The organism is Psychrobacter sp. GTC18467 (genome assembly GCF_055397455.1).
Genome location: NZ_AP038920.1, coordinates 1,883,884 through 1,909,041 on the forward strand (window position 1 = coordinate 1,883,884; position 25,158 = coordinate 1,909,041).

The following is a 25,158-nucleotide window of genomic DNA, read 5'->3' on the forward strand; positions in this document are numbered from 1 at the left end:
CGCCAACTATTATCATCACAGCAAAAGCGCTGTTTTAGGACACTTATTGTGGATATTTTGCTATTAATTAAAGCCGTCATCATGGGAATTGTTGAGGGCATCACTGAGTTTTTGCCCATTTCAAGCACCGGCTATCTGATTTTATCCGCCGATTTGATGCGCTTTTGGACGAAAGAAAAGGTCGATTTGTTCGTGGTGGTGGTGCAATTGGGCGCAATTTTGGCGGTCATTTACGATTATTGGGGCAGGCTTTGGCATGCGCTGACAGGACTGCTCACTGGCAAAGCTGAAGGCATGAGCAATCCGCGCCAATTGGGATTGAGCTTGATTATTGCCACCATTCCGGTGATGCTGGTCGGCTTTACCTTTGCTGATGAAATTAAGCTGTATTTGTTCCATCCGGTGATTGTTGCCATTATGCTAATTGTTGGCGGCTTGTTAATTTTTTACGTGGAAAATCGCCCTAAAAAAATCATCGCCGAAGAAGCTGAGGACGTTAATTTTAAAACGGCGTTACTGGTTGGCTTGATTCAATGTTTGGCACTGATTCCGGGGACGTCGCGGTCAGGGGCGACGATTATTGGCGCACTTTGGCTTGGGGTATCGCGAAAGGCGTCGGCGGAGTTTTCTTTTTTCTTAGGGATTCCGGTGATTGTTGGTGCTGCGCTGCTCGATTTGTTAAAGCACGGTGATGTCATGCAAACTTCTGAAGATTGGGCAGTTCTTGGCGTTGGCACGGTGGTGTCATTTGTGGTGGCGCTGCTTTGTATCCGCTTGCTGGTGGCTTGGGTCAGTCGCCGCGACTTTAAGATTTTTGCTTGGCTGCGAATCATCACCGGAATTGCCGTTTTGATTGCAGCTTGGGGTTTTGGCTATCAAATGGCAGGGTAAGACAATGACAGGGCAAAACAATCATCAGCTCAACTATCGCTTAACTTATCAATTAAATTACGCTGATGACCGCCAAAAGCCGTACATTGATGAGTTAATTGCCCTGATTGTCAAGCGGCAACTGCCAATAAACTTTGTGATAAGCAAGCTTGATAAAAAGCCCTCGCAAAAGCAGCAAGTAATATTAGCGGCTGATAACACGCCAAATTTATGGCTGGATAAGCATAATAAACTGACTTGGTTAAGCGCCCAAGGTGAGGTCACGCCAAGTTGGGATAAATTGCAAAAGCGGATAGTGACGGCAGGTCGCAAATCTGAATTACTGTTGCAAGCGGCAAAAATTACCAGTAGCAGCAAGGTATTGGACGCCACCGCCGGATTTGGTCATGATGCGCTGATTTTAGCCAGTAGCGGCGCGAACGTCACCTTGCTTGAAAAATTGCCGATGATGGCGCTGTTACTGACCGCTGAACAGTTTCGCATGAGCCATGAGAAAAACTGGCAAAAGCTGATGGCACGATTGCAAATTTACGCTATGGATTTGCAAGCGTTTTATCAAAGTCAGAATAAAGCTCAAGCTGACTTTGACGTGGTTTATTTAGACCCGATGTTTCCCGAGGACAGTTATTTAGATGCAAAATCCGGTCGCGGGGCGCAAGTGAATAAACGAATGCAAGCGCTGCATCATATCGCGCCACCACCCACGCTTAGCGAGGAAAGCGAATTATTAGCAAATGCCAAAGCTTTGTTAATTAACCCAAATAAAACCTGCCGCGTTATTGTCAAACGCCCCAAGCAAGCGCCGTTTTTAGCAAAAACGACCCCTGATGACTCATGGCAAAATGATGCCGTGCGCTTTGATGCTTATTTTGTATGCTAAGATAAGCATTGCTTAAGTTGGGGGAAAGTGATGGGAACACTGATAATTTGGGTGTTTGTCGCGGCGCTGTTGCTGATGAACATTGGGCTGCGAATGGAAAATAAAAAGCTCAAAGCGCAATTGCTGCTAAAGCGTGACCCAAGCGAGCAGCAAGCGTTTTTACAAGACCAAATGGCGCAAAATAAAAGCCAAATCGAAGCCATTAAAGCACTCAGGCAGCACTATCCTGAATTAAGCTTGGTGGAAGCGGCGCAATTATGGCAGTCGCTTGATGGCGCTAACAATCAAAAATAGCAGTGTGATGATGACTTTAACCGTAAAAGATAAGCTGTTTGCTTATGTCCAATTAACCCGCTTTGATAAGCCTGTTGGCATTGAGCTTTTGCTTTGGCCAACGCTTTGGGGGGTGATGTTGGCAGCAATGAGCGCGGCGCAAAGTTCAGGAAAAATAGCCGCATTACCAAGTGCCAAAGTGTTTATTTTGTTTGCGATTGGGGCAATCTTGATGCGGGCAGCAGGTTGCGCGATTAACGATTTTGCTGACCGGCGCGTTGATGGTCATGTTTCCCGAACTAAAGGGCGACCGCTTGCCGATGGCAGGCTTTCAGGTCGTGAAGCTATTGCCGCGTTTTTAGTTTTGGTGGTGTTAAGCGCAAGTTTGCTATTATTTTTGCCAGTTTCAGTGTTTTATTGGTCGCTTGCTGCGGTGGCTTTGGCGTTTATTTATCCGTTTATGAAGCGCTTTACCCATTTGCCGCAGGTATTTTTGGCAGCTGCTTTTGGTTGGGCAATTCCGATGGCGTTTGTGGCAATTTTGGGTACGACCGATAGTTGGTGTTGGTTGCTGTTTTTGGCGTATATGTGCTGGACGGTGGCTTATGACACCCAGTACGCGATGGCAGACCGTGAGGACGATTTAAAAATTGGGGTCAAATCAACGGCGATACTCTTTGGTCGCCATGAGGTTTTGATAATTGCCCTGCTGCAATCGTTATTTTTGCTGATGATGGGCATTGTATTTTGGCATTATTTTGCGCCAACCTCGCTTGGTATCCTACCGATTTTTGGGCTAGCGCTTGTGGCAATGATGTTTGCTAAGCAAAATAAGGCGTGTTTATCACGGCAACCGAAAGCTTGTTTTCAAGCATTTTTAGCCAATATTTGGGTGGGGCGCTTTGTGTTTTTACTCACGCTAATCAGCTGCTTGGCAGCAAGTTTGATTTAAACAATCACCATGATTTAAAATTTTCAGTTAAAAATAGACATTTTTTTAGTTATAATATGAAATTTTAACCAGTCAAGCCGCAATAAAGGGTAGCATATGCAGCGTCTTAAAATCGTCTTTAGTGGCCCAATGGGCGCCGGAAAAACCCAAGCGATTGCCAGTTTATCGGACATCTCGGTGGTATCAACGGAAGTTCAAAATACCGATTTGGACGCGCATACCAAAGCGCTGACCACCGTTGGCATGGATTATGGCGAGCTGATTTTAGATGAAGGCACCAGCATTGGACTTTATGGTACGCCCGGTCAAGAGCGCTTTAACTTTATTTGGCCGATATTATCGCAAGGCGCGCTTGGGGTGATTATTTTGATTGACCATTCTGCGGCAAATCCGGTTCAAGATTTGGCGCATTATTTGGCAACTTTTGATAAGATTTATCAGGGCCGGATTATTGTTGGCGTCAGCCAAGTGGATAAAATGCCGGAGCGCTCGTTTGAAATTTACCGCAATTGGCTTGAGGAAAACAATCGCAATCTGCCCATTTATCCGGTCGATATGCGCAAAAAAGACGACGTACTGCTGCTCGTTGAGACCATCATCACCGCGCTTGAGCAAGGCTAGTTGTCCAATCACTCCTAAAAATATGGGTAATGTACTATGAATGCGTTGTTTCAATCAGAATCAAATCGGGTCAAGCCGGCTGAAGCCTATTTAACCGCCGCAAAAGAGATACTTCATGAGCTGATTCACGCCACAAGCGGCATCGATGGGGTGCTGTTAGCGTCCACCGATGGCTTTGAGGTCAGCTCAATTTTTCAAAAAAACTATGATGGCGGCAAGCTGTCCGCCGTTGGCAGCTCTATTTTAGCGCTGGTTCAAGCACTGACCAATGAAGCGCAATTGACCGGCTGCCGCTCGGTGATTTTAGACGCCCAAGATGGCAAGATTATGATAAGCTCAGTTCCCAATAAACATCAGCCGATGATTGCCATTGTGGTCACCAAACAGCAAGTGCTGCTTGGGCAAATTATGCACGGCATGAATAAGGCGATTAATCATTTGGTGGAATTAGACCAACAGCACCACGGCAAATAAGCATTAACTACAAAGTTACTGCTAAGAGGGTTGTTTAAACTGGCTAATGGCAAAATCGCGGGCAAGTTTATGCTCAACCATGGGAATAGGATAATCAACTTGAGCAAATTTTCCGCCCTTGCCAAGCGCTTTGTTCAATTTGCTTTCGGTGTGCAAAATACTTGCCGGAATGTCTTTGAGTTCAGGAAGCCACCTTTTAATAAAAATTGCCTCAGGGTCGTGGCTTTTACCCTGACTAAACGGGTTCATAATCCGAAAATAAGGCGCGGAATCGTTGCCCGTTGAGGCGCTCCACTGCCAGCCGCCGTTGTTTGACGCAAAGTCGCCATCAATCAATTGCTGCATAAAATAGCGCTCGCCTAAGCGCCAATCGATGAGCAAGTCTTTGGTTAAAAACATCGCGGTGACCATCCGTAAGCGGTTGTGCATAAATCCGCTGGCGTTTAAGCTTTTCATGGCGGCATCAACGAGTGGAACGCCGGTTTTGCCTTGACACCACTTGTCAAAATCGTCTTTATCATACGACCAGTGGATTTTGGCATCGACGTCTTTTTTATAAGCATGATGGTAAATGAGGTCGGGACGGGCAACTAAGACATGACGATAAAAGTCGCGCCAAGCAAGCTCGCTCAACCAGCGGCGAATGTCGGGGTTATCGCTGTCGCTGTTGTCATTTTGCAATTGCGCCTGAGCCGTTAAATAACATTTCCGAGCGCTAATGACCCCAAGCGTCAAATACGCCGACAGCCGACTGGTGGCATCAAGGCTTGGAACATCGCGACCGGAATCATAGCGCTTGATATCATCTTTAATAAAAGTGACAAGGCGCGCTTTGGCCGCGCTTTCGCCTGCCGGATAGTCAAGGCGGCTTTGGTTAAGTTGGGCGGCAGCGTTAATATGTTGCGCCTTTTTTTGCCAAGTTTTTTGATAGTCGTGTAAAACTTCTTTAGCAAGCGCCGTTATTTTATCGATGTCATGGACAAAATTTTCAGGAAACGGCAACTTTTCAGCGCTATTTTGGTGAATGCGCTTTGGCTGATGCAACGTGATGGGGCTAATATCAAGGGTCGCTTGCCATTTTTTATAAAATGGGGTAAAAACTTGATACATATTGCCATCACCATTACAAACACTGGCAGGCGGTAGGATGCACTGGTCATGATGACGCTCAAAGTCGATGGCCATCTCGGTAAGCTGTTTGCCAAGGGCATTATCACGGGTGATTTCATTGCCTTCATACTCATGATTTGCCATCACAAGGCTGATATTTTGCGCGCGGCAAAGGTTGGTTAAGCTGTCGATACTGTCATTAAACGTGGGACAACTACTGACCCAAAGCGTAATATTAAGCTTATCTTGTAAGTCGTTTGCTAAAATTGGCAGCGTTCGTAAAATAAGGTCAGTTTGGCAAAGCGATTGGTCGTGAGTTTGCCACTGCTCGGGGGTAATAAAAAAAACCGCGCTGAGCTTTGCACCGTCTTTATGGGCTTTTTCGCAAATTGCGCTAAGCGCCGTATTGTCCTCAAGGCGCAAATCACGGCGAAACCACATTAAATAATGCAGCGGTTTACTTTTGGGTTGGTTAATACTGGGTTGAGCGTCATTTTTAACTGAATCTGCCACCGATTTAGCCATTTATAAATCCTTTTTTTCTTTGAAAGCAAAACTATCAATAAAAGTATGCTAGGATAAGTTTTTGGTTGCCATGCAGTTTAAAGCGCAGTAACAAATTATCACTAAGCCATGGTAAAAGTCGCGCTAATATTTGTTAAATTTAGCTTAAAAATGCGCCTTATTTTTAATTTATTTTTTTAATTGTCCTCCCTTTGACAACGCGATATCAGGTCACAAGATGCAAGTAAAGTTTTGTGGAATTACCCAAATTGACGACGCTAAAGCCGCTGCTGCTTTGGGCGCGGATGCGGTCGGCTTGGTATTTTACCCGCCAAGCCCGCGAGCGGTTAGTCTTGAGATGGCAACATCGCTTAGCTCGATAATTCCGCCGTTTACCACGATTGTTGCACTGGTAGTCAATGCGTCAAAAGATGATATTCGTCAGATTTGTCAAAATGTCGCCATTGATGTGATTCAGTTTCATGGCGATGAAAGCGCAAGCGATTGCCAAACTTTGGCAGGCATGGTCAATAAACGCTGGATTAAAGCGCTTCGGGTCAACTCGCAATCGGACTTGAAAGCTTCAGTTGCCCAAAAAATTAACGACTTTGCTGCTGCGGGCGCAAGCGGGGTGATTTTAGATGCCTATCATGAGGCGCAATACGGCGGCACCGGTCAGCGCTTTGATTGGGAATTAATTCCTGAGGACAGCGCTTTGCCGATTATTTTAGCGGGCGGCTTAACTCCTGAAAACGTCGCACAAACGCTTCACTTACCTATCAAAGGCGTTGATGTCAGCGGCGGTATTGAAGCCCAAAAAGGCAAAAAAGATGCCGCTAAAATGCGCGCCTTTATGAAAGCGGTCAAACGCGACCGATGGCAACTTTGATTTTTAGTCAGCGATAGCATGATGTTGTCTTAACGCTGACCCTTCCTCGTGTTCAACTTTCTTATGTTATTTATCCCCTTATTTCCCTGATGAGTTTAGGAATTGTTATGAGTGATGTTGCCCAAACGAAGCCCAACCCAAAAGCTGTAAATTCAGTCCGTAATCCAGAATCGGTCAGCGATTTTAACCAGTTTCCCGATGCTCGCGGTCATTTTGGCATTCATGGCGGTCGATTTGTGTCTGAAACCTTGATGGCAGCGCTTGAAGAGCTTGAGGCGCTGTATTTTAAAGTCAAAGCCGACCCCAAATTTTGGGAAGAGTATCACAATGACTTAATCAATTATGTTGGCAGACCAACGCCGTTATATCATGCTAAGCGTTTAAGTGATGAAATCGGCGGCGCGCAGATTTATTTTAAACGCGAAGACTTAAACCACACCGGCGCTCATAAGGTCAATAACACCATTGGTCAGGCGCTGCTTGCTAAAATGTGCGGTAAAAAACGCATCATTGCCGAAACAGGCGCAGGTCAGCACGGCGTTGCCACGGCGACGATTGCGGCACGATTGGGGCTTGAATGCGTCGTTTACATGGGTGCGGACGATGTTGAACGCCAAAAGATGAACGTTTACCGCATGCGCTTACTTGGCACTAAAGTCGTTCCGGTAACCTCAGGGTCAAGAACGCTCAAAGATGCGATGAACGAGGCGATGCGCGATTGGGTGACCAACGTGGATACTACCTATTACATCATTGGCACGGTGGCAGGACCGCATCCGTATCCGCTACTGGTTCGTGATTTTCAAGCCATTATTGGTCGTGAAGCTCGGCTTCAGCATTTAGAAAAAACGGGTAAATTGCCAGACGCGCTTGTGGCTTGCGTGGGTGGCGGCTCAAATGCCATTGGCTTATTTTTTGACTTTTTAAATGATAAAGACGTCAAAATGTACGGTGTTGAAGCCACCGGCGACGGCATTGAAACCGGTCGTCATTCCGCGCCGCTAGCAGCCGGTCGGGTAGGCGTACTTCATGGTAACCGCACCTATTTGATGGCAGATGATGACGGTCAGATTCAAGAAACGCACTCGATTTCAGCGGGACTTGATTACCCTGGCGTGGGACCTGAGCACAGCTTTTTAAAGGACATGAACCGCGTGGAATACGTCGGCTGTACCGACAAAGAGGCGCTTGAGGGTTTCCATGAAGTCACCAAAAAAGAGGGCATTATCCCTGCGCTTGAGTCCTCGCACGCGCTGGCTTACGCCTTAAAGCTTGCCAAAACCATGACCCCTGAGCAATCCATTATCGTCAACCTATCCGGTCGCGGTGATAAAGATTTGCACTCGGTAATGAAAGCCGAAGGCATTGAGCTTTAATATAATGCCTTAAGTCTGGAATAAATATAAGGCGGTTAATCTAAGTATTGCCGCTTTATACGTATCTTTATCGGCTATTTATGAACAAATAAATTGAAAATTAACATTGAGATTAGCAATGACTCGCATTGAAACTACTTTTGACAAATTAAAATCGCAACATAAAAAAGCCTTAATCCCTTATATCATGGCAGGCGACCCTAATCCTGAAACGACGGTTGGCTTACTTCATGATTTGGTGAAGCACGGCGCCGATATGATTGAGATGGGCTTGCCATTTTCTGACCCGATGGCGGATGGTCCTACCGTTGCCTTAGCCGCTGAGCGCGCATTGGCCGCAGGAACAAGCACCCGCGATGCGTTAGAGATGGTCGCTGAATTTCGTAAAACTGACACGACAACGCCAATTATTTTAATGGGCTATTTAAATCCGGTTGAAATTATTGGCTATGACAATTTTGTTGCCAAATGCGAAGCGGTCGGCGTCGATGGGATTTTGATGGTTGATTTGCCGCCAAGTGAAGCCGGAAGCTTTACCGAGCATTTAAAAGATGGCGCGATGAATGAGATTTTTTTATTGTCGCCCACCACCTTGCCTGAGCGTCGCCGCCAAGTGTTAACCCATTGCGGTGGCTACATTTATTATGTGTCGCTTAAAGGCGTGACCGGCTCGGCGGCACTGGATACGCAAGATGTGGCAACTCAAGTAAAAGCCATTAAAGCGGAAACCGATTTGCCCGTTTGCGTGGGCTTTGGTATTCGTGATGGCGCATCGGCAAAAGCCATTGGCGCTCATGCCGATGGCGTGATTGTGGGAAGTGCTTTGGTGCAAAACTTTGCCGATATTGATGCCCATGATAAGAATGCAGTTAAAGCGGCTCAAGACAGCATCATGGCAAAAATGACCGAGCTTCGCGCCGCGCTTGATGAATTACCGGCATAAAATAAAGCAAAGATTTGTAGCAAATCCCTTTGAATGCGTGAATAAATCACTTTGCTAAATCTAGTTTACGTGTGTAAACTAAGTGAATTGATTTTTTGTTACCCCCTTTATTTGCTTCTACTAAACGCCAAACCGCGTCATCTGAGCCGTTTTGGTCTCAATTCATGGCGATAGTGATTTATGGATAACGATTTATGACTGATTCTCAAACGCTTGCAAGCCCTGCTGATAATTCAGAGACCTTGTGGTTTGACCGTCCTGTTCCAGGTGTCAAGCAAAACTTAACGGCGCCGTTAACGGCGGTCAATACTGAGCCATCAACGGAGTGCCCAAGCTGTCATACCTTGACCACCAATACTGCACTGATTTTTAACAGTTACGTTTGTCCAGATTGCGACCAGCATTTGGCAATGACCGCCCGCGAGCGTCTGAACTGGTTTTTGGACGACGTTGAAGGCGAGCTTGGTCAAGAATTTGTAGCAAAAGACCCGCTTAAATTTGTGGACAGCAAACCGTACCCAAAACGCATGAGCGAAGCGCAAGCCAAAACCGGCGAGACTGAAGCGCTTATCGTGATGTACGGCAAATTGCGCAATTTGGACATCGTTGCTTGTGCCTTTGATTTTCGCTTTATGGGCGGCTCGATGGGGTCGGTCGTGGGTGACCGCTTCGTTCAAGCTGCTGAAAAAGCGCTCAATGAAAACAAGCCACTCGTTTGCTTTGCCGCCTCTGGTGGCGCTCGAATGCAAGAAGGCTTATTGTCCTTGATGCAGATGGCAAGAACCAGTGCGGCGGTTGAGCGCTTGCGCTTGGCAGGCGTGCCGTATTTGGTGGTGTTGACCAACCCCGTTTACGGCGGCGTGACCGCATCACTGGCGATGCTTGGCGACATTCATTTGGCAGAACCAAAAGCGATGATTGGCTTTGCCGGCAAGCGCGTGATTGAGCAAACCGTTCGCGAAACGTTAGAGGAGCCATTCCAGCGCGCCGAGTTTTTACTTGAGCATGGCGTGGTTGATGAAGTGGTTCATCGTCATCAATTGATTGACACCAGTTATCGCCTACTTGCCAAACTGACCAAGACACCAAATATCAGTGCTTAAGTTATTTCGTTTTTAAATTGTAGTATTAACAATAGCGGTTATCGATTGACGGTAAGCGCTATTTTTTGGTCTTGAATTTTTGGTTGTTAATTTTGGGTTTTGGTTTTTGGCAGCTTTGGGCTAAACTTGCTCAAAGTTTTTTTGCTTTTTAGCATATTTTTTAATTAGGATTTTTAATGGCTATCCCGTCATCAGTTCAAGCACTGCCAACTCAAGCGCCCAATTTACAATCAAGTCTGACCGAGTGGCTTGATTATATGCAAAGCATTCACGTTTCGGCGATTGATTTGGGGTTGTCGCGAGTGCTTCCGGTTGCCGAAAAACTTGGCGTGCTCAAATCAGCAAAAAACGATGCGTTTGTGTTTACTGTTGCCGGAACTAATGGCAAAGGCTCAACCACGGCGGTCATTGCTGAGATTTGTCAACAAGCCGGCTACAAAACGGCGCTGTATCAATCGCCGCATTTGCTTGACTTTAACGAGCGCGTTCGCATCAATGGCGAGATGGCAAGTGATGAGACGCTCATCAACGCCTTTCATCAAGTCGAAATGGCGCGGCTTGATTGCGGCTTAACCTTGTCATTTTTTGAAATGACCACGCTTGCGGCGCTGCTGATTTTTGCAGAAAATGACTGCGATGTTTGGGTGCTTGAAGTTGGTCTTGGCGGTCGCTTAGATGTGGTGAATATCATTGACCCTGATTTGGCGGTCATTACCAACATTGGTATCGACCATGTCGACTGGCTTGGCGACAACGTTGAAGCGATTGGCGCTGAAAAAGCAGGGATTCTGCGTGATGATATTGCGCTGATTTTTGGCGATACCACAATGCCAAATAGCGTTGCTGATAAAATCCTTGAGCATCACGTCACTTGCTATCAAGCGCAAACCGATTTTAGCTACCAAAGTGTCGATGAGGCTACTTGGCAATTTAGCAATGCTGCAGTTACCTTGCAGTTGCCAAAACCAAAGCTGTCATTGATTAACGCCGCCAACGCGCTTGCTGCCGTGCTTGCTAGCCCATTAAACGTTACTATTGAAGCGATTGAATCGGCTTTAAAATCCGTCAAACTTTCAGGGCGCTTTGATGCGCGCCATCTTGCAAACCGGCATTGGCTATTTGATGTGGCGCATAATGAGCAAGGGGTGGCGTTTTTATTAACTCAGCTGATGCCGCTTTGGCAATCCCATCAAAAAATTTATCCAAATGCGCGTATTAAATTGTTATTTTCGATGCTTGCTGACAAAGATATGACAAAAGTCATTCATGAATTGCGAGCATCAAACTTGCCCATTTCGGCGTGGTTTATTGCCCCAATTGACCATCCACGAGCAGCAACGCTTGAGCAGTTGCAAACCGTTTTGACTGAGCAGCAAGTAAGTCGTGTTCAAGGTTTTACCAATTTACAACTTGCGACCCAAGCCGTTATTGCACAAAGTCATGAAGATGATTTAATCGTGGTTTGCGGCTCATTTCACACCATTGGCGAGGCATTATTAACGCTAAATTTAACCTATTCATAAATCGTGTTGGCAGCGTCAAAGCAGACAATATCAGGGATATGTTTTATAATCAGAACCTGCTAAAAAAGTGCCAAATGAAATTATTAATAGCAAACCTCCGGTTTTAAATTGAAGAGATAAACGCATGATCTGGTCAAGACAAACTTTTTTAGGAATTGGCATGATAGTTGGTGGCAGTATTATGCTGCTTGCCATGGCGCAGCAAATTGATACGGCAGACAAGCCGGCGCCTGTTGTGGCAGCCAAACCTATAGCCACCAGTCAACCATCGGCGCCGCTGACTACCGATCTTGCCACTGAAAAACGCCTGCTGGCACAAAAACAACAAGCGCGGGCGGCACGAATTGCAGAACAAGAAAAACGCGCCAAAGAACTGCTGGCTGAACAAGAAAATGCAGAAGCAGAAGCATTGGCTAAATCAAAATCTGAAAATCAGCGCTACGTTGATAAAGTTAAGGCGGCTAAGGCGCAAGCAGAAAACGAGTTGCAAGAGGCGACTCAAAAGTCGACGCCCGAGCCAAAAGATGGTCAGGCGCAAAAAACAGCAACCACGGCCAGCAAACAGGATGCGGACAAAAAAGCTGAGCAAATAACGGCTGCCGATAACATGAATAAAAAAGATAAGAAGGCGTCTGAAAAAAAGGAAGCTGAAGCGGCAAAAGCCGCGCCGAAATCGGCAAGCACCTATAGTATTCAAAGCGGCGACAACTTAGGAAAGCTTGCTGAAAAATACCACGTTCCGCTCTCCGCGCTCACACAAGCCAATGGCATCTCAAAAGAGTCGACACTCAAAGTCGGTCAAAAACTCACCATCCCATCAAAAAGCCAAATTACCAAGCTTCAACAAGATGCCAAAGCTGCCAAAAAAGCCGAAGACGACAAGCGCCGCGCCGAGGAAGCTCAAGCAAAAAAAAGCGCCGATATTGAAAAGCGACTTACCGATGCTCGAAAAACGGTGAAAGAAACCGATGCTAAAGGCACCTTTGGCGTCCAAGTAGCGCTTGCCACCAGTCAAGCCAACGCCGATGAAGTCGTTAAAAAACTCAAAGCGGCAGGCTATGAGGTTAAAACGAGCAAAACCGACCGCGGCGTTCGCGTCATGGTAGGGCCTGAGCGCGGAAAAATTGCTGCTTTGGCATTAAAAGATAAAATCAACCATGACCCTAATGTCAAAACGGACAGCGCTTGGGTGCTTTATTGGCGCTGATTTTATTAATTTGAATCGTCTTTTAATAACCACGTCGCCTGACAAATCACCATTGGCGTATTTTCCAAAAAATAAAGCCCCGTTGCCGGACTTGCCAAAACATCAAGCTTATTTTTTTGCGGATAAAATCGGCGCTTGGTGAACCATTCAATATAGTGCGCGCGTTGAAGCGGGGCGTGTTGTAGCAGCGCCAATTGCGGCATATCCAAACTATCAATCCAATGGTGCATGGGAAAATTTGGCGTCAGCCATTCCGGATAGTCAAAATCCATTGTCGATACCGGTAAAAAAAACCGACCTTTGATGACGGCAAAGCGCTGATCGATTTTCACTTCACCATGATTTGACGTATTAACCCAAACGCTGCGAAACTGCTTGCACTGCATATGGTTCATTTTGCGCTGTAGGTTGTCGTTTGAATTGATCCCCACCCAGTTTTCTGGCAAAAATGGCGCTGATCCCATAAAAAATTTAATCGCCAATTCCCAATGCTCAATGGCATTGCTGTCATGATTTTTGATAATTAAATCAAGCTCGCCTGACGTTTGCTTGCCGCGGTATAGCTGAACGTTGTTGGCGATAACTTCAAATGGATGGGAGGCGTTTTCAAAGCCATCTTGCAGCCAAAAATGGATTAACCCTTCAAAATGAAACCCTAAGCGATTTGGGCTTGGTCGCTTGAGCAAAAATCGCGTTAAGTCTTGATACGCTGTGGTTGAATCAAGCTCAATCAGGCGCTGCTGATAAGCGTTAAACTGCGCCTGCCAAAACGCTTCGGGATGCACGAAAACGGGCGGCGTATTTTGATTGGGCGCGGTATCAAGCCAATGCATTAAGACGTTGGGGCAGGCAAGCGCAAACGCCAAATCGCGGACGAACGGTCGGCGGAATTGCTCCCAAGGGGCGTGATTGCTTATATTAAAATGGCTGATTGTCGGTAAGTAATGAGCGGTTGGCTCGTTCATAAAGTAAATCATCGTAGGCTATAAAAGCTTTACCCTAACGCTTCATTTAAGCAATGTCTAGCGATTATGCGTATAGGTTAGGGGAAATGGAACAGAGTTTTAAGATAGGATGGTGATATAAATATCTAAATGAATAATGGTTGCTTAGTAGCATGGGAATGATGACAGTTTGAAAGTACCTGTCCCTCTGTTCGGTAGCTACTCCTAGCCTTGCAAAGTCGTTGTTAATTCATCATTTTTTTATCTTTTGGCAGATGCTTTTTAGGTTTTTGATAAAGTCTTGCGTGTCCAAAAAGTAGTTGGGATAAGCCTTTTTGATGTCCTTTAAGTTCCCTGCGGCAATCAAAACCACTTCAATATTTGGGCTATGCTGGGTTTCAAGCTCGCGCATTTTATAAAAGCTTTCGGCAAGCTCAAGCTGTGACTTGGTAAAGGGAATTAGGCTAACGGCGGCGCTTTCTTTACTGGTGTCCAATTCCATCAGGTGATATTCATCACTTTTATTGCTCGTGGTTTCAATGTGCTTGGCAGTAACGATAAGCCCTTTAAGCTTGCTATAGATGCGCAATTCTTGTTCAAGGCTGAGTAATTCATCTGCCAGTTTAGTAATCGGCTGACCTGACAGCTCGTCAATGATGGGTTGCTTTTCGTGATAAGCAAACAAAGCGCTGGCAAGCTTAAAAAAGCGTTTAAAGTCGTCCGCACCCTCGCCAGTCTTAAATGATGACTTTTCAATCAGACCTAAAGTTTCAACCGCCGTTGCCCATGAGTGCTGTAGCTTCGTTCTAATCTGTAGCTCAATGAATAAGCCGTCAAGTTCAGGGGCATTGCTGTTTTTATACTTAAAGACTTGATGCAAGCTTCTATAGCCATCAGTTTTCGGCTTCTTGATATAGTCGTGAGGCGGCAATAATGCTTCATGCTCAAAGCGCCCTTTGCTTTTGACAATATCATGATGCAAGCGGTAAACGTCATTGATGCTAGATAAAACAATGCGAATGCCGCCCATATCCTGCATTCTTGATAGGCTCATGCTAGGGAAGCGGTCAAGCTTGCGAACGATTGAGGGGGCGCGTTTGAGGCGCTGGGCAATGATGGGGGATTTAAAGCCCAGTCGCTTTACTTTGCCGCGTAGCATGGCTTGAAAGGTATTGATAGGGTAGCTGTGCAATGAGCGCCACTGCGACATAATTGCCATTGCTTCGACAAATTCCTCATGAGTCGCATCAGCTTTTATCAGCGTCTTTCCTGCTTTTTTGACGCGCTCACGGCTTGGCACATCGTGAATCATGGGCAGTTCTCTTAAGTTGTATTTTTACCCTTATAGCCCATGCGCTATAGGGCAGTAATAAAAGCTTTTTCACTGTAGAGCTTACGAGTTGCAGTATTAAATAAAATATATTTGTCCGATGTTTGTATCATTGTTGGTACTGCTCAATACCAACAATAATACCAACATTCTATATAGAACGCCATGCTACTTTAAAGGATGAAAAACCGTGAAAAGCCCATAGAAAAAGGGCAGACGGTCTATGACGGTCTGCCCTAAATTAGTGTTTGGTCGGAACGGCAGGATTTGAACCTGCGACCACCACACCCCCAGTGTGGTGCGCTACCAGACTGCGCTACGCCCCGAATGACTGACTATTTTACCCAAAATTAATGAGATTGCAAGGGTTAATTTTGCAGGCAAATTATCAGCCAAAGCTTTTATAGCTTAGTCCAAAAGCGATTTTAAAATTTCATTGACCTGCTGCGGGTTGGCGCTACCGCGACTGGCTTTCATCACTTGACCAACAAGACCGTTAAAGGCTTTTTGCTTGCCGCCGCGGTACTCATCAACCATGGTTTGGTTGTTGGCGATGACCTCCTCAACGATGGCTTTAATCGCGCCGGTGTCGGTTTCTTGCTTTAAGCCTTGGGTTTTGATGATGTTGTCGGCCGCGTCCGCGCTATCGCCGCCTTCACCTTCGTACAACGCGCTAAAGACTTTTTTGGCAAGTTTGCCCGATAACGTATTGTCATTGATGCGCTCAAGCAGTTTGGCAAGTTGCGCGGCGCTAATGGGAGAGGCGTCAATGGTTTTGTCATCTTTATTCAGCGCGCCAAGCAAGTCGCCCATGACCCAGTTGGCGGCGATTTTGGTGGAGGTCGCACCAACTTCCGCAACGACCGCTTCAAAATAATCGGCAAGCTGACGGCTTCCGGTCAAGATGCGAGCGTCATATTCGGATAAGCCAAGCTCGGTTTCAAAGCGGCTGCGTCGCGCCACAGGAAGCTCTGGCATTGCCGCCAGAATCTCATCAACCGTATGCTGCTCAATCCGAACCGGAAGCAAATCGGGGTCGGGGAAGTAGCGATAGTCGTTGGCTTCTTCTTTGGTTCGCATCGAGCGCGTTTCGTCTTTATCAGGGTCATAAAGTCGCGTGGCTTGAATGACTTTGCCGCCGTCTTCAATGATGTCGATTTGACGCTCAATTTCGCGGTTGATGGCGCGCTCAATAAAGCGAAAGGAGTTGAGGTTTTTAAGCTCCGTTCGCGTTCCAAGCTCCGCACCCGGTTTGCGAACTGAAACGTTACAGTCACAGCGAAACGAGCCTTCCGCCATAATGGCGTCAGAAATACCAAGCCAAGTGACGAGCTGATGAATGGCTTTGATATAAGCTAGCGCTTCGTGAACCGAGCGCATATCCGGTTCTGAAACGATTTCAATTAACGGCGTTCCGGCGCGGTTGAGGTCAATTCCGGTCATGCCATCAACGGCGTTATGAACCGATTTTCCGGCATCTTCTTCTAAATGAGCACGGGTAATACCAATGCGTTTTGGGTATTCGTTTTTCTCACCCTCATTGACCATCACGTCGATATAGCCGCGACCGACGATCGGATTTGCCATTTGGGTGATTTGATAGCCTTTAGGCAAATCAGGGTAAAAATAATTTTTACGGTCAAAGGTATTGTATAAACCAAGCTCTGCGTTCACGCCGATGCCAAATTTAAGCGCGCGCTCAACGACGCCGTGATTGAGTACCGGTAAAACGCCGGGAAGCCCCAAATCAACGATATTTGCCTGAGTGTTTGGCTCATGACCAAAGGCGGTCGGCGCACTAGAAAAGATTTTGCTGTCGGTGTTGAGCTGACAGTGGATTTCAATGCCAATCACCACTTCATAGCCATCGACCAACAGTTTTGGGTCAAAGTTTGCCTTGGTCATTATACGGTCTCCTTAGCAATGGCGGATTGCTGCAAATGATAGTCGGTGCTTTGTTGGAACAGGTGCGCGGTGGTGAGCAGCTGGCTTTCGCGCCAATGCTGACCGATCAGCTGAATGCCAATGGGCATACCGTCTTTTGAAAATCCAACCGGATGGCTGAGCGCCGGAAGTCCTGCTAGGTTCACCCCCGTGGTATAAACGTCGCCCAAATACTTGGTCGCGGGGTCTAAATTGTCGCTTAATTTATAAGCCGTCGTTGGGACGGTGGGGCTTACGATAATATCGCAGTGATGAAAGGCGGTTTTAAAATCTTCCACAATCAAGCGGCGGATTCGTTGCGCCTTGGTGTAATAGGCATCAAAATAGCCTGCCGATAGCGCATAAGTTCCCATCAAAATCCGGCGCTGAACTTCCGCGCCAAAGCCTTCTGAGCGCGATCGGGTATATAAGTCAATTAAGTCTTTTGGGTCGTCGCAGCGGTAGCCAAAGCGAACACCATCAAAGCGCGAAAGGTTAGACGACGCTTCAGCAGGGGCGAGCATATAATAGGTGGCAAGAGTGATTTCAGGGTTAGTGATGTTCACCTCAACGATGGTTGCGCCCAAATCCTCATAGGTTTTTAGCGCCTGCTTGACCGCAGCCTCAACTTCGCTATTTAATCCTGCACCAAAGTATTCTTTTGCCACACCGATTTTTAAATGGGCAAGCGGTTTGTCGCCGCCCGTTTTTTCAGCGTTATTCATGTCTTGAACGTAATCGGGAATGTCATGCTTGATTGAGGTGGCGTCCCTTGCATCATGACCGACCATCGGCTGTAATAAATAAGCACAATCTTTGGCGCTCTTGCCAATCGTTCCAGCTTGATCAAGGCTTGAGGCGTAAGCAATCATTCCAAAGCGTGACACGCGACCGTAAGTGGGTTTGATTCCGGTCAATCCGCAAAACGATGCAGGCTGACGGATGGAGCCGCCGGTATCGCTTGCCGTTGCTAGCGGCGTCAATCCTGCGGCTACCGCTGCCGCGCTACCCCCTGATGAGCCGCCTGGAACACGCTCTAAGTTCCACGGGTTATGAACCGCCCCAAAATACGAGCTGGCATTATCCGACCCCATGGCAAACTCATCCATATTGAGCTTGCCCAAGCTAATCATTCCCGCGTCATCAATATGGCTCACAATGGTCGCGTCATAAGGCGACACAAAGTTATAAAGCATCTTTGAGCCGCAAGTGGTCAATACCCCTTGAGTACAAAAAATATCTTTATGCGCCATCGGAACGCCAAGCAAGGCGCGATTATCACCTTGAGCGCGCATCTCATCGCAGGCTTTTGCTTTGGCAAGGGCGGTATCACCGGTTAAGGTAATGAAGCTGTTGATTTTGCCGTCAAGTTTCTCAATGCGATTTAAAAAATGCGTGGTCAAATCAACGCTACTAAACTGCTTATTTTGCAGCCCTTGAATGAGCTGCTCGGTACTTAACTCATGAATTTCAGACATAACAAGTCGTCCGTTTATTTAAAGGTAATTAACATAAAAAATCAAAAAACGATGCAATCACGACTATTCAATCACTTGCGGCACAAGGTACAAGCCGCCCTCAACTTTTGGCGCCATTGATTGGTTCAGCGCACGGTCAATGTCATAATTTGCCACATCGGCTCGCAAGTCTTGGCACGCCTCATGAATGTTGGCAAGCGGCGCGACATTTTCAGTATCCACGCCGGCAAGCGTTTGCATTAAGCTTAAAATTTTGCTGATATCATCCGCGTAATCTTCGGCGGTTGCTTCATCAACTCCTAATCTTGCTAAGGTTGCCACCTCCAAAATCTCTTGGCGGCTGACTGAGTTGTCCGTTAACGCGGCTTGTTGATTGTCCTGTGACATAATTGCTCCGATGCCCAATCGATGATAAGTTATAAAAATAATTTACGAAATGTAAAAAGCGGATTAAAATCATCAACCGCCCATTATAAAGCATAACCGCCAAATTGACAGAATTCTATGATTGAGCTGCCAAAGCGGTAGATTTGCCCCCAAAAGAGCCTGTCATGACCTTAATTTTAGCCTCAAGCTCACCGCGTCGCCGTGAACTGCTTGCCAAAGCTCAGCTTGACTTTGTCACCTTAAGCGTTGATATTGACGAAACCGTTTTAGCCAATGAAGTTCCGACGGACTATATTCAGCGAATGGTTGACCAAAAAGCGCAAGCGGCAGTTCAGGCATTAAATACGCGCCGCGATTTGCCCAAATCAGGAATTGTCACCATCATCACCGCCGATACCATTGGCGTATTAAATGATGGCAGTACCATTTTGGTCAAGCCTGCCGATTTTAAAGAAGCTTGCGCCATGTGGCAAAGCATGTCAGGAACGTCGCATCAAGTTTGGACAGCGGTTACCGTCACCAAAGCTTTTTATGACTTAAAAAATAACGCCAATACTTGGCAAATCCAAGCTCAAAATAGCCTTGTTGAGCGCACCGACGTTACCTTTGTGCCCTTAACCGATACCATGATGCAGCGCTATTGGGACAGCGGTGAGCCAAAGGATAAAGCGGGCGGCTATGGGATTCAAGGCTTAGCTGCCGCTTGGGTTGAAAAAATCAATGGCAGCTATACCAACGTGGTTGGCTTACCCTTAGCCCAAACGCTAGCTTTGCTTAAGTTACCGGAAACTGCGTATTAGTTTTAACGTCAAAACATAGGCGGATTTTCTGCTACACTAGCCAGCGCTTGCTAACATGGCTATGATAAGCGTGGATGAAACCTTTACCCCAATGACGACAACGTATAACAACAAGAGGCGTTATGTCTGAAGAGCTTTTGATTAACGTCAGCCCAATGGAATCGCGAGTTGCCGTTATGGATAACGGCGTGTTGAGCGAAATTTATATCGAGCGCCACCACAAATTGGGCTTGGTGGGCAATATTTATTTGGGAACAGTCGTTCGCGTTCTGCCTGGAATGCAAGCGGCGTTTGTCGATATTGGGCAATCAAGAACCGCATTTTTGCACGTAAATGACATGCAGCGCCCCAAGCCCGTTCAACCTGAGCCGCCAACTCCTGAGCCAGATAGCAAGATTGAAACGGTCACCTCAAGCGCTGCCAATGACACCTCAACTAATGACACCGCAATTAAGGATACCGCCCCAAGCACCGCACCGGCAAAAAATACCTTAATTGTTGCCACTGCGACCAAAGAACCCCCTGTGGTTATGAGTCAAAACCTCATTCAAAATCGCCTTCATGACGGTCAGCGCATTTTGGTTCAAGTGACCAAAGACCAACTTGGCAGTAAGGGCGCGCGCCTTACCACCAACATCTCCTTGCCATCGCGCTATTTGGTCTATTTGCCGTCGAGTGAGCATATTGGTATTTCGCAGCGCATTGACAATGAAGAGGAGCGCTTACGGCTTAAAACTGAGCTTGGCAATCTCATGCAAACGGTTAATTTGCAAGGCGGCTTGATTGCTAGAACCGCCGCTGAACGCGTTCCTGTCGCTAAGCTTGAAGAGGATATTTATTATTTAGTTCAGCTTTGGCGAACCATTTGCGCTCGCAGGCTTGAGGTCAAATCCAATCAAAGCTCCGCGCTCATTTATCAAGAACTGTCCTTACCGATGCGCTCCATTCGCGACCTTGTCCATAGCGATACCGAAAAAGTCTTGGTGGATAATGCGCCGTTATTTGAGCAGTTGCGCCAATTTGCCAAAGAGTTTGTGCCCTTTGTTTTTGAGCGCATCGCTCATTATACCGCCGAGCCGCCGTTATTTGACGTTCACCGAGTGGAGGAGGACTTGCGCGATGCCTTAAAGCGCCGCGTTGATTTAAAATCCGGCGGCTATTTGATTATCGACCAAACTGAAGCGATGACCACCATTGATGTGAATACTGGCTCGTTTGTTGGCGGCAGGTCACTTGAGGACACCGTTTATAAAACCAATTTAGAAGCCACCCACGCCATTGCCCGCCAGCTGCGGCTACGAAATTTAGGCGGCATCATCATTCTTGATTTTATCGACATGCTTGAGCAAGAGCATAAAGACGATGTCTTAACAAGCCTACAAGAGCAGCTTGCCAAAGACTACGCCAAAACCAACATTACCCAAGTCAGCGAATTGGGACTGGTTGAAATGACCCGAAAGCGCACCCGCGAATCACTTGGTCAGCAGCTTTGTGAGCCGTGCTCCACCTGTCAAGGTCGCGGTTTTGTTAAAACGGCCGAAACCGTTTGTTTTGAAATTTTCCGCGAAATTATGCGCTGCGCCCGAACCTATAATGCCCCCAAAAAATTCACCGTCGTGGCTCACGCGGCGGTGATTGATTTACTGCTGACGAGCGAAGCCGACACCGTTGCCGATTTGGAATATCTGCTTGGTCGCGTCATCACTTTTGAAGTTGAGAACTTATACACCCAAGAGCAATACGATATTGTTTTGGATTAAGCGTTTTGCCGCTTTTTACGTAAAAATAGGCAAAAAAAGTACGAATTTACCTTTAAAAACATCAGTTAGCGGCAATATTGCCTTGCAAAGACCGCAATTGTCTGTATAATACACCCACTGAATTATATGCGGGCAGCCCAAGATTTCTGCCAACGCTATGACAGCTAGAGCATCGATTCTAGCACTATTTCACTATGCCTTTGCTGCCATCCAACCACCGGAGGGTAAGCGGGGCTTTAGACTATTTTGCTTTTAGCACGCTACTGGTTCTTTAAAGAACTTAAAGCCGCCTGAAGTGAATTTTTAATCAATCGGCTTTTGCAATTCGTCCTTTACACGGCGCAAAAGCACATATTAGGAGCTTGCTGGCATGGCTAACCAGAGAATCCGTATCCGTCTTAAGTCTTTTGATCATCGCCTTATTGATCAGTCAGCACAAGAGATTGTTGATACTGCTAAGCGCACAGGCGCACAAATTTGTGGTCCTGTACCGTTGCCGACTCGCATTGAGCGTTTCAACGTTCTAACCTCACCGCACGTCAACAAAGACGCTCGTGACCAGTACGAAATCCGTACTCACAAACGTATGGTTGATATCGTTCAGCCAACTGACAAAACTGTTGATGCGCTCATGAAGCTTGACCTCGCGGCAGGTGTTGACGTTCAAATTGCTTTGGGTTAATTAACCTACCCAATCCATTAACAAGATATAAAGAGGTTTAAAATGGCGATCGGTTTAGTCGGTAAAAAATGCGGCATGACCCGTATCTTCACTGAAGCAGGAGCTGCTATTCCTGTGACCGTGATCGAGGTCGATGCAAACCGCATTACTCAAGTAAAAACTCAAGATACAGATGGTTATCAAGCCATTCAAATCACCACCGGAACTCGTCGTGACAGCCGCGTAACTGCCGCTCAAAAAGGTCACTTTGCCAAAGCTGGCGTAAAAGCGGGTCGTGGGGTTTGGGAATTTCGTGTCAATGATAGCGAACTTGAAGGTCGCGAAATTGGTGGCGAAATTCTAGCTGACCTATTTGAAGCAGGTCAGATGGTTGATGTGACCGGACAAAGTAAAGGTAAAGGCTTCCAAGGCGGCGTAAAGCGTCACAACTTTAGCATGCAAGATGCCACTCACGGTAACTCAGTATCGCACCGTGTTCTTGGTTCAACGGGTCAAAACCAAACGCCAGGCCGCGTGTTCAAAGGCAAAAAAATGCCAGGACAAATGGGTAACAAACGAGTTACCGTTCAAGGTCTTGAAGTGATCTCGGTTGATGCCGAAAAAGGGTTATTGGTCATCAAGGGTGCCATCCCTGGTGCCAACGGTGGCGATGTCATCGTTCGTCCGTCAATCAAAGCCTAAGCTAAGGGGATTAACGTGGATTTAAAAACAGTTACAGGTGCGGCGGTTGAGCTTTCTGACACAGCATTTGGTCGTGAATTCAACGAAGCATTGGTGCATCAGGTCGTGACTGCATATCTTGCAGGCGCTCGCCAAGGTACTCGTGCTCAAAAGACCCGTGCCGAAGTTTCTGGCGGTGGCATCAAGCCATGGCGTCAAAAAGGAACTGGTCGCGCTCGTGCAGGCTCTATTCGTAGCCCAATCTGGCGTTCAGGTGGTCGTGCATTTGCAGCCAAGCCACAAGACTGGTCACAAAAAGTAAACCGTAAGATGTATCGCGGTGCGATGCAGTGCATTTTAGCCGAACTCGTTCGCCAAGAGCGCTTGATTTTGGTTGAAGACATCAGTGTTTCTGCACCTAAAACCAAAGAACTGATTGCAAAGTTAAGTGAATTGAATGCGCCGCGCGCCCTCATCGTCACCAAAGAAGTTGACGAAAACTTATACCTTGCCGCCCGCAACATTCCATACGTCAACGTGCTTGGCACGTCTGAAGTGGATCCAGTGAGCTTGATTGCTTTTGATAAAGTAATCATGTCAGTTGACGCTGCGAAACAATTTGAGGAAGCACTAGCATGAACAACGCAAGACTTTATCAGGTCTTAAGAGGGCCTGTATTCTCAGAAAAATCTCAAATGCTTGGTGACTCACTTGGCGTGCAAGTATTCAAAGTTGATACCACTGCCACAAAACGTGAAATCAAAAAAGCAGTTGAGTTGATGTTTGAAGGCGTTGAGGTGACTCGCGTAAACACTTTGAATGTTAAAGGTAAGACAAAGCGTTTTGGTAAAAGCATCGGCCGTCGTAACGACTATAAAAAAGCCTATGTCACCTTAAAGGCTGGTCAAGATGTACAAATGGCTGATGCTGGTGAAGACGTTACTACGGCTTCTACTAGTGAAACAGCGAACAACGAATAAGGATAACAATCATGCCTATCGTAAAAGCAAAGCCAACATCACCAGGCCGTCGTTTTGTCGAAAAAGTGGTGCACCCACACCTTTATAAAGGTCGTCCTTTTGCAGCACTTGTTGAATCAAAAGGCAAGTCAGGTGGTCGTAACAACAATGGTCGTATCACCACTCGCCACATTGGCGGCGGTCACAAGCACCATTACCGTATTATCGATTTTAAACGCACCAAAGATGGCATTCCTGCCACGGTTGAGCGTATCGAATACGATCCAAACCGTACTGCCCATATCGCACTTTTAAAGTATGCCGATGGTGAGCGTCGTTATATCATCGCCCCAAGAAAATTGGCGGCAGGCGATACCGTTCAGTCAGGTGAGGGCGCTCCAATTCGTCCAGGTAACTGCTTGCCCCTTAAAAACATCCCACTTGGTACCGTAATCCACAATATCGAGCTTAAAATCGGTAAAGGTGCTCAAATGGCGCGTTCAGCTGGTGCTGGCGTTCAGCTATTAGGTCGTGACGGTGTTTATGCGATTTTACGTCTTCGCTCAGGTGAAACTCGCCGCGTTCACGTCAACTGCCGTGCGGTTATCGGTGAAGTTTCAAACAATGAGAACAACCTAAAATCACTTGGTAAAGCTGGTGCAGCGCGGTGGCGTGGCGTTCGTCCTTCCGTTCGCGGTGTGGCTATGAACCCTGTTGATCACCCGCATGGTGGTGGTGAAGGTCGTAACAAAGGTCGTCATCCAACCAGCCCTTGGGGTCAGAAGTCTAAAGGACTTAAAACACGCCATAACAAGCGTACTGACAGTATGATCATCCGTCGCCGTCGCGCCAAGAAATAAAGGAAAAGTTTCATGCCTCGTTCATTGAAAAAAGGTCCATTCATAGACGCGCACTTGTTTGCCAAAGTTGAGAATGCAGTAGAAACCAACTCTCGCAAGCCTATCAAAACTTGGTCGCGCCGCTCCATGATTTTGCCACAAATGGTTGGCCTAACTTTATCTGTTCATAACGGCCGCACTCACGTGCCAGTTATCGTAAGTGAGCAGATGGTAGGTCATAAACTCGGTGAATTCGCCCCAACCCGCACTTACCGCGGTCACGGCGTTGACAAAAAAGCTAAGAGATAAGGTGCTAACCATGGAAGTAACTGCAAAATTACGCGGTGCCGCCATCTCGGCACAAAAAGTTAGACTCGTTGCTGATGAAGTTCGTGGCAAATCAATCGAGCGTGCTTTGGATATTTTAACGTATAGCAATAAAAAAGGCGCCATCTTTGTTAAGAAATGCCTTAACTCAGCCATCGCCAATGCCGAACACAACCACGGCTTAGATATTGATGACTTAAAAGTCTCAACCATCTATGTCGATGAAGGCATCACGCTAAAGCGTATCCTACCACGTGCTAAAGGTCGCGCTGACCGTATCAGCAAGCGTACCTGTCACATCACTATCAAGGTAGGAGAATAAG

Annotated in this window: 27 protein-coding genes and 1 tRNA gene; 21 read left to right on the plus strand and 7 right to left on the minus strand. The window is 46.8% G+C overall.

Annotated features, from left to right (window positions below):
* Positions 1 to 48: 48 nt before the first annotated feature.
* The 6 genes from ACZ5XY_RS08260 to ACZ5XY_RS08285 all read left to right on the plus strand — a co-directional run bounded on the left by ACZ5XY_RS08260 (position 49) and on the right by ACZ5XY_RS08285 (position 4,091).
* Positions 49 to 891: an undecaprenyl-diphosphate phosphatase gene (locus ACZ5XY_RS08260; RefSeq protein ID WP_464740680.1), complete on the plus strand. Its 843-nt coding sequence runs from the start codon at positions 49 to 51 to the stop codon at positions 889 to 891.
* A 4-nt stretch (positions 892 to 895) separates the two neighbouring features.
* Positions 896 to 1,771 (plus strand): class I SAM-dependent methyltransferase, encoded by an 876-nt coding sequence (locus ACZ5XY_RS08265; protein WP_464740682.1) that lies wholly within the window; start codon positions 896 to 898, stop codon positions 1,769 to 1,771.
* 30 nt (positions 1,772 to 1,801) lie between these two features.
* Complete coding sequence (locus ACZ5XY_RS08270) at positions 1,802 to 2,065, plus strand: hypothetical protein (protein WP_464740684.1); 264 nt, start codon at positions 1,802 to 1,804, stop codon at positions 2,063 to 2,065.
* A gap of 7 nt (positions 2,066 to 2,072) precedes the next feature.
* The gene (gene ubiA / locus ACZ5XY_RS08275; protein ID WP_464740686.1) at positions 2,073 to 2,996 is read left to right on the plus strand and encodes a 4-hydroxybenzoate octaprenyltransferase; all 924 of its coding nucleotides are present in this window, start codon (positions 2,073 to 2,075) and stop codon (positions 2,994 to 2,996) included.
* Between the two features lie 96 nt (positions 2,997 to 3,092).
* On the plus strand, positions 3,093 to 3,617 hold the full coding sequence (locus tag ACZ5XY_RS08280; RefSeq protein WP_464740688.1) for a GTP-binding protein: 525 nt from the start codon (positions 3,093 to 3,095) through the stop codon (positions 3,615 to 3,617).
* A 36-nt stretch (positions 3,618 to 3,653) separates the two neighbouring features.
* The gene (locus ACZ5XY_RS08285; RefSeq protein WP_464740690.1) at positions 3,654 to 4,091 is read left to right on the plus strand and encodes a roadblock/LC7 domain-containing protein; all 438 of its coding nucleotides are present in this window, start codon (positions 3,654 to 3,656) and stop codon (positions 4,089 to 4,091) included.
* A gap of 21 nt (positions 4,092 to 4,112) precedes the next feature.
* Here ACZ5XY_RS08285 and ACZ5XY_RS08290 read toward each other — a convergent pair whose 3' ends face one another.
* A complete protein-coding gene (locus ACZ5XY_RS08290; RefSeq protein ID WP_464740692.1) occupies positions 4,113 to 5,726 on the minus strand; it encodes a cryptochrome/photolyase family protein in 1,614 nt (537 codons plus the stop codon).
* A 217-nt stretch (positions 5,727 to 5,943) separates the two neighbouring features.
* On the opposite strand from ACZ5XY_RS08290, the gene ACZ5XY_RS08295 reads away from it, so the two are divergent.
* From ACZ5XY_RS08295 to ACZ5XY_RS08320, 6 genes are all read left to right on the plus strand, one after another.
* The gene (locus ACZ5XY_RS08295) at positions 5,944 to 6,594 is read left to right on the plus strand and encodes a phosphoribosylanthranilate isomerase (protein WP_464740694.1); all 651 of its coding nucleotides are present in this window, start codon (positions 5,944 to 5,946) and stop codon (positions 6,592 to 6,594) included.
* A 107-nt stretch (positions 6,595 to 6,701) separates the two neighbouring features.
* Positions 6,702 to 7,970, plus strand: coding sequence for a tryptophan synthase subunit beta (trpB, locus tag ACZ5XY_RS08300; protein ID WP_464740696.1), 1,269 nt, complete (start codon positions 6,702 to 6,704; stop codon positions 7,968 to 7,970).
* A 118-nt stretch (positions 7,971 to 8,088) separates the two neighbouring features.
* Complete coding sequence (gene trpA / locus ACZ5XY_RS08305; protein WP_464740698.1) at positions 8,089 to 8,913, plus strand: tryptophan synthase subunit alpha; 825 nt, start codon at positions 8,089 to 8,091, stop codon at positions 8,911 to 8,913.
* 194 nt (positions 8,914 to 9,107) lie between these two features.
* On the plus strand, positions 9,108 to 10,016 hold the full coding sequence (gene accD / locus ACZ5XY_RS08310) for an acetyl-CoA carboxylase, carboxyltransferase subunit beta (protein WP_464740700.1): 909 nt from the start codon (positions 9,108 to 9,110) through the stop codon (positions 10,014 to 10,016).
* Between the two features lie 176 nt (positions 10,017 to 10,192).
* Positions 10,193 to 11,539, plus strand: coding sequence for a bifunctional tetrahydrofolate synthase/dihydrofolate synthase (gene folC / locus ACZ5XY_RS08315; protein ID WP_464740702.1), 1,347 nt, complete (start codon positions 10,193 to 10,195; stop codon positions 11,537 to 11,539).
* Positions 11,540 to 11,699: 160 nt separating this feature from the next.
* Positions 11,700 to 12,746 carry a LysM peptidoglycan-binding domain-containing protein gene (locus tag ACZ5XY_RS08320; protein ID WP_464740704.1) on the plus strand — a complete coding sequence of 349 codons (1,047 nt, stop codon included), beginning with the start codon at positions 11,700 to 11,702 and terminating at the stop codon, positions 12,744 to 12,746.
* A 5-nt stretch (positions 12,747 to 12,751) separates the two neighbouring features.
* Here the strand turns inward: ACZ5XY_RS08320 and ACZ5XY_RS08325 are convergent, their stop codons facing one another.
* The 6 genes from ACZ5XY_RS08325 to gatC form a co-directional block, all read right to left on the minus strand.
* Positions 12,752 to 13,711 carry a DUF1853 family protein gene (locus ACZ5XY_RS08325; RefSeq protein ID WP_464740706.1) on the minus strand — a complete coding sequence of 320 codons (960 nt, stop codon included), beginning with the start codon at positions 13,709 to 13,711 and terminating at the stop codon, positions 12,752 to 12,754.
* 232 nt (positions 13,712 to 13,943) lie between these two features.
* Positions 13,944 to 15,002, minus strand: coding sequence for a GTP pyrophosphokinase (locus ACZ5XY_RS08330; protein ID WP_464740708.1), 1,059 nt, complete (start codon positions 15,000 to 15,002; stop codon positions 13,944 to 13,946).
* Between the two features lie 267 nt (positions 15,003 to 15,269).
* Positions 15,270 to 15,346 (minus strand) — tRNA-Pro (locus ACZ5XY_RS08335).
* Between the two features lie 82 nt (positions 15,347 to 15,428).
* Complete coding sequence (gene gatB / locus ACZ5XY_RS08340; RefSeq protein ID WP_464740710.1) at positions 15,429 to 16,925, minus strand: Asp-tRNA(Asn)/Glu-tRNA(Gln) amidotransferase subunit GatB; 1,497 nt, start codon at positions 16,923 to 16,925, stop codon at positions 15,429 to 15,431.
* Entirely contained in the window at positions 16,925 to 18,421 is a 1,497-nt protein-coding gene (gene gatA / locus ACZ5XY_RS08345; RefSeq protein ID WP_464740712.1) for an Asp-tRNA(Asn)/Glu-tRNA(Gln) amidotransferase subunit GatA, read from the minus strand. Before gatA ends, gatB begins: the two co-directional genes overlap by 1 nt.
* A 63-nt stretch (positions 18,422 to 18,484) precedes the next feature.
* The gene (gatC, locus tag ACZ5XY_RS08350) at positions 18,485 to 18,808 is read right to left on the minus strand and encodes an Asp-tRNA(Asn)/Glu-tRNA(Gln) amidotransferase subunit GatC (protein ID WP_464740714.1); all 324 of its coding nucleotides are present in this window, start codon (positions 18,806 to 18,808) and stop codon (positions 18,485 to 18,487) included.
* 164 nt (positions 18,809 to 18,972) lie between these two features.
* Here gatC and ACZ5XY_RS08355 point away from each other — a divergent pair, with 164 nt between their 5' ends.
* The 9 genes from ACZ5XY_RS08355 (at position 18,973) to rplV (ending at position 25,157) form a co-directional block, all read left to right on the plus strand.
* Positions 18,973 to 19,608 (plus strand): Maf family protein, encoded by a 636-nt coding sequence (locus ACZ5XY_RS08355; RefSeq protein ID WP_464740716.1) that lies wholly within the window; start codon positions 18,973 to 18,975, stop codon positions 19,606 to 19,608.
* 122 nt (positions 19,609 to 19,730) lie between these two features.
* Positions 19,731 to 21,368, plus strand: a complete 1,638-nt coding sequence (locus tag ACZ5XY_RS08360) for an Rne/Rng family ribonuclease (protein ID WP_464740718.1) — start codon at positions 19,731 to 19,733, stop codon at positions 21,366 to 21,368.
* Between the two features lie 370 nt (positions 21,369 to 21,738).
* On the plus strand, positions 21,739 to 22,050 hold the full coding sequence (rpsJ, locus tag ACZ5XY_RS08365; protein ID WP_169393475.1) for a 30S ribosomal protein S10: 312 nt from the start codon (positions 21,739 to 21,741) through the stop codon (positions 22,048 to 22,050).
* A 42-nt stretch (positions 22,051 to 22,092) separates the two neighbouring features.
* Complete coding sequence (rplC, locus tag ACZ5XY_RS08370) at positions 22,093 to 22,731, plus strand: 50S ribosomal protein L3 (RefSeq protein WP_464740720.1); 639 nt, start codon at positions 22,093 to 22,095, stop codon at positions 22,729 to 22,731.
* A gap of 15 nt (positions 22,732 to 22,746) precedes the next feature.
* Positions 22,747 to 23,349 (plus strand): 50S ribosomal protein L4, encoded by a 603-nt coding sequence (gene rplD / locus ACZ5XY_RS08375; protein ID WP_464740722.1) that lies wholly within the window; start codon positions 22,747 to 22,749, stop codon positions 23,347 to 23,349.
* Complete coding sequence (gene rplW, locus ACZ5XY_RS08380) at positions 23,346 to 23,690, plus strand: 50S ribosomal protein L23 (RefSeq protein WP_464740724.1); 345 nt, start codon at positions 23,346 to 23,348, stop codon at positions 23,688 to 23,690. Before rplD ends, rplW begins: the two co-directional genes overlap by 4 nt.
* Positions 23,691 to 23,701: 11 nt before the next feature.
* The gene (gene rplB, locus ACZ5XY_RS08385; RefSeq protein WP_464740726.1) at positions 23,702 to 24,529 is read left to right on the plus strand and encodes a 50S ribosomal protein L2; all 828 of its coding nucleotides are present in this window, start codon (positions 23,702 to 23,704) and stop codon (positions 24,527 to 24,529) included.
* A 12-nt stretch (positions 24,530 to 24,541) separates the two neighbouring features.
* Complete coding sequence (rpsS, locus tag ACZ5XY_RS08390) at positions 24,542 to 24,817, plus strand: 30S ribosomal protein S19 (protein WP_464740728.1); 276 nt, start codon at positions 24,542 to 24,544, stop codon at positions 24,815 to 24,817.
* Between the two features lie 10 nt (positions 24,818 to 24,827).
* Entirely contained in the window at positions 24,828 to 25,157 is a 330-nt protein-coding gene (gene rplV / locus ACZ5XY_RS08395) for a 50S ribosomal protein L22 (protein ID WP_201533134.1), read from the plus strand.
* Position 25,158 lies beyond the last annotated feature (1 nt).